The organism is Sphingomonas bacterium (genome assembly GCF_903644055.1).
GTDB lineage: Bacteria > Pseudomonadota > Alphaproteobacteria > Sphingomonadales > Sphingomonadaceae > Sphingomonas_I.
On the sequence record NZ_CAHJXD010000155.1, the window covers coordinates 1 to 3,945 of the forward strand.

3 protein-coding genes and 1 tRNA gene are annotated in these 3,945 nt (G+C 64.7%); 3 read left to right on the plus strand and 1 reads right to left on the minus strand.

From position 1 onward, the window contains the following. From HUU94_RS06825 to HUU94_RS06835, 3 genes are all read left to right on the plus strand, one after another. Positions 1-76: transfer RNA gene (locus HUU94_RS06825), tRNA-Glu, on the plus strand. A gap of 256 nt (positions 77-332) precedes the next feature. Then, positions 333-1,919 (plus strand): flavin monoamine oxidase family protein, encoded by a 1,587-nt coding sequence (locus tag HUU94_RS06830; RefSeq protein WP_174274350.1) that lies wholly within the window; start codon positions 333-335, stop codon positions 1,917-1,919. 3 nt (positions 1,920-1,922) lie between these two features. Next, positions 1,923-2,360, plus strand: a complete 438-nt coding sequence (locus HUU94_RS06835) for a c-type cytochrome (RefSeq protein WP_174274351.1) — start codon at positions 1,923-1,925, stop codon at positions 2,358-2,360. Positions 2,361-2,508: 148 nt separating this feature from the next. Here the strand turns inward: HUU94_RS06835 and HUU94_RS06840 are convergent. Further along, on the minus strand, positions 2,509-3,945 hold a 1,437-nt coding region (locus HUU94_RS06840), incomplete at its 5' end, for a methyl-accepting chemotaxis protein (protein WP_174274352.1).

A 3,945-nucleotide genomic window follows, 5' to 3' on the forward strand; every position in this document is an offset into this window, starting at 1 on the left:
GGCCCCTTCGTCTAGCGGTCTAGGACGTCGCCCTCTCACGGCGAAAACACGGGTTCGATTCCCGTAGGGGTCACCAGTCAAGCAATCCGTTAGTCGACAGGGTGTCGGGGCGAGCGTCTCGCACTGTCTCTCACCGATGACTTTCAAACTCTTGATACGCGGCGCGCATGCCTGCCGCCATCCTTCGTTGCGGAACGTCGGGACCGGCCGTTCGGGCGTCGGATCGACATACGCCATGAGACGATTATTTGGCGGAATAGGCTTGCTCAATTCGTGCGTGCCGTGGTTATTTCATACCGCATCGCGGCATCGGCTGCGCGGGAGGGTTGAATATGAACGACGTCACGCCGCCGACCCGACGCCAGTTGCTCACCGCCATTGGCAAGGCGGGCGGCGCCGCCGCGCTCTATCAGGCGATGACCGCCATGGCGCACGCCGCGCCGACGGACTTCAAGGGGCCGCCCAAGCTTTCCGGCGCGCGCAAGGGCGCCTCGGTGCTGGTGCTCGGATCGGGCCTCGCCGGGATGCTCGCCGCCTACGAGCTTTCGAAGGCCGGGTACAAGGTGCAGGTGCTGGAGTTCCAGAACAGGCCGGGCGGGCGCAACTGGACGCTGCGCGGCGGCGACACGCTGAACGAGATCGGCGGCGCGGTGCAGAAGGTCGGCTTCGCGCCGGGCAATTACCTGAACCCGGGGCCCTGGCGCATTCCGTATCACCACCAGGCGCTGCTGCATTATTGCCAGGCGTTCGGGGTGGCGCTGGAGCCTTTCGTCCAGATCAACAACAATGGCTATGTCCATCAGGCCGGCGCGTTCGGCGGCAAGCCGCAGCGGTTCAGCCAGCTTGCGGTCGATTTCAAGGGCCATACCTCCGAACTGCTGGCCAAGGCGCTCAACAAGAACGCGCTCGACGACACCGTCAGCAAGGAAGACCGCGATAGACTGGTCGATGCGATGCGCCAGTGGGGCGTGCTCGACAAGAATATGGCCTATACCAGCAGCCTGGCGGTGTCGAACCAGCGCGGCTTCGATCATCCGCCGGGCGGCGGGGTCGATGGCGCGCCGACGCCTTCGCAGGTCTTCAAGATGGACGATGTGCTGGATTCCAAGGTCTGGCAGCAGATGTCCTTCTACCTCACCAATGTGATGCAACAGACGATGTTTCAGCCGGTGGGCGGGATGGATAATATCGGCAAGGCCTTCGCCCGCCAGCTCGGCGCCATGATCACCTACAACGCGAAGGTGACGAGGATCGCGCAGGACGCGAAAGGCGTGACGGTCAATTATCAGGACGTGGCGAGCGGCGCCGTGCGCACCGCGACCGCCGACTGGTGCGTCTGCACGATCCCGCTGCCGATCCTCAGCCAGATCGAGGTGCAGGCGTCGGCGCCGATGCAGGCGGCGATCAAGGGCGTGCCCTATCATTCCTCCGCCAAGATCGGGCTCGAATTCAAGCGTCGTTTCTGGGAGCAGGACGACTACATCTACGGCGGCCACAGCTTCACGTCGCAATCGATCAACCAGCTTTCCTATCCCAGCGCGGGTTTCTTCAAGCCCGGCCCTGCGGTTCTGTTGGGCGCCTATTCGAGCGGCCCGGCAGCCTATGAATTCGCGGGCATGACACCGGCCCAGCGGATCGAGGCCGCGCTCAAGCAGGGCGAGGTGATCCACCCGCAATATCGCGGCGAATATCTGAACGGCGTCGCGGTGGCGTGGAGCCGCGTGCCGTGGATCGCCGCCTGTGCATCGTCGTGGAACGACGAGGCTCGCAAGGCGCATTATCAGAACCTGGTCGGCATCGACGGGCGGCTCGTGCTGGCGGGCGAGCATGCGTCGTACATCGGCGCCTGGATGGAGGCGGCTCTGCTCTCGTCGCTCGACGCGATCACGCGCCTTCACCAACGGGCGCAGGCGGCCTGAAGCATGCGAGCACGCCTTCCCCTGGCGATCGGCGCCGTCATCGCCTTTTCAGGCTTGGGGGTAGGGCGCGGACCCGCGCAGACGGTCGGAGACTCGCCGGCCGCCGGTGCCGAGCATCAGGCGGCCAGCGCGTCGGGCGGCGAGCAGGTCTATCGTCAGATATGCCAGGCCTGTCATATGCCGAATGCCGAAGGGGGCACCGGTGCCGGCGCGATTCCCGCGCTAGCGAAGAATCCGCATCTTGCCGATCCGGATTTCGCGGTGAACATGGTCCTCCGCGGCAAAGGGGGGATGCCCGCCTTCGCAGGCATGCTGAAGCCCGACCAGGTGGCCGGTGTCGTCAACTACGTCCGCACGCATTTCGGCAACGACTATAGGTCGCCGGTGAAAGCGGAGGATGTGAAGCGCTTATCCCAGGGATTGGGGGATGGCGACGAATGAGAGATATCGTCGGCAGCTAGAGGATGTCCTGCTCAAGCTGAAACGTCACCCCGGCCTTGAGCCGGGTTCCCGCTTCTTCAACGCTGGGTGGCAGCGGGACCCCGGCTCAAGGCCGGGGTGACGAGAGTCAAACCTCAACAGGGACCGACTAGCGTGCGACGACGCCGATCGCGGCTGACGATCCGCTCCGCAGTTCCGCGATGAAATAGCTGAGCTCGGCTTGCAGCAGTTCGGCGCGCTGCCGCACCGCCGCGCCGACCTTCCTGGTGACTTCGGCGCGGACGGCGATGTCGTCGATGGATTCGATCAGCGCACTCGTCCCCGTAAGCACCACGCCCGAATAATTCTCGACCAACCGGCTGGCATCGCTCAATTCCCTGGCGGCGCGCCGCTGGTCGTCCAGCGTCTTGAGCGTCGTGCTCGCCGATTGGACCAGCTCGGCGAGCGTGCCGCACATCGCTTCGGTGAGATCGAGACTGGATCTGGCCGTGGTTTCCGCATTCGCGACGCTTGCCTGAACCGTGCCGTTCAACGCGCTGGTTTGCCCGGCAAGCGACTTGACCTCGGTCGCCACGACCGCAAATCCGCGCCCGTCCTCGCCGGCGCGCGCGGCTTCGATGGTGGCGTTGAGCGCAAGCATGCTGGTCTGCCGGGTGATCGTCGAAATGTGCATCGCGGCATGCTTGATCTCGCCCACCCGATCGCAAAGCTCCTGGCTGGCCTCACGGGTGACGTTCGACTGGTTGCCCGCAACGGTCAGCAGACGACGATTTTCGTCCGTGTCGTCGCTGACGTCGCCCAGCGCGGAACTGATCGTCCTGATCCCGTCGATGACACCCGCGACCAGGCCGGTGGCTTCCCGGGATTGATCGTGGATCAGCTTGGCATGGCGCTGCTGGCCGGTGATGACATTCATGGTCAGATCGGCGCTGTCGCGGAGTTCGTTGGCGGTGATCAGCAGGTCCGTTACGATCGTCGACACCGCCTGCTCGATCCCGTTGCCTATGGAACTCGCCGCGGCTTGCAATTGCCGTGTGTGATGGGCCTGCTCTGCCGCTTCGCGCTTCGCCATCTCCGCGATCTGCCGCCGATCGCTCTCCGATCGCTCCAGCGCGATCTTCGCGCTCGCCGCTGCTTCCTCGGCATGTGCGGTCGCTTGTTCGGCCTTCGCCGCATTGTCCTGCGCGATGGTGGCGCCATGCTGGAGATCGCGGCTCGTCTTCATCACGAAGCGTACCGAGGCGCCTGCGAGCACCAGCATCAGCAATGCGGCCGTTATGACGAGCGGCAGCGATTCGACCAATGCTCCGCTGCCGGGCGCGGGATTGGTCCAAAATAGAAAGCCGCAGGATGAGCCGTCGGGCGCCGTCAGCGCCATTACCCCCAACTTTGGATCACTGGGCCGTTTCGGGCTCCAGTCGAGGCCCTCGATGTGAAAATTCGAACTCCAGAGGTCGAGCAGGCGGCGGTCGATCGGCTTGACATACACGATGTACCGCAGGTCGCCCCTGGGTGCCGGATCGGTCGGCTTTTCCGGGATGATGGCGGCGGCGCCGAAGATCGCGGGCCTGCCCTTGAACATCCC

Bases quoted from the DNA above. Each gene is read 5' to 3' on its own strand.
- HUU94_RS06835 (WP_174274351.1), top strand. From the start codon at position 1,923: ATGCGAGCACGCCTTCCCCTGGCGATCGGCGCCGTCATCGCCTTTTCA.
- HUU94_RS06830 (WP_174274350.1), top strand. From the start codon at position 333: ATGAACGACGTCACGCCGCCGACCCGACGCCAGTTGCTCACCGCCATT.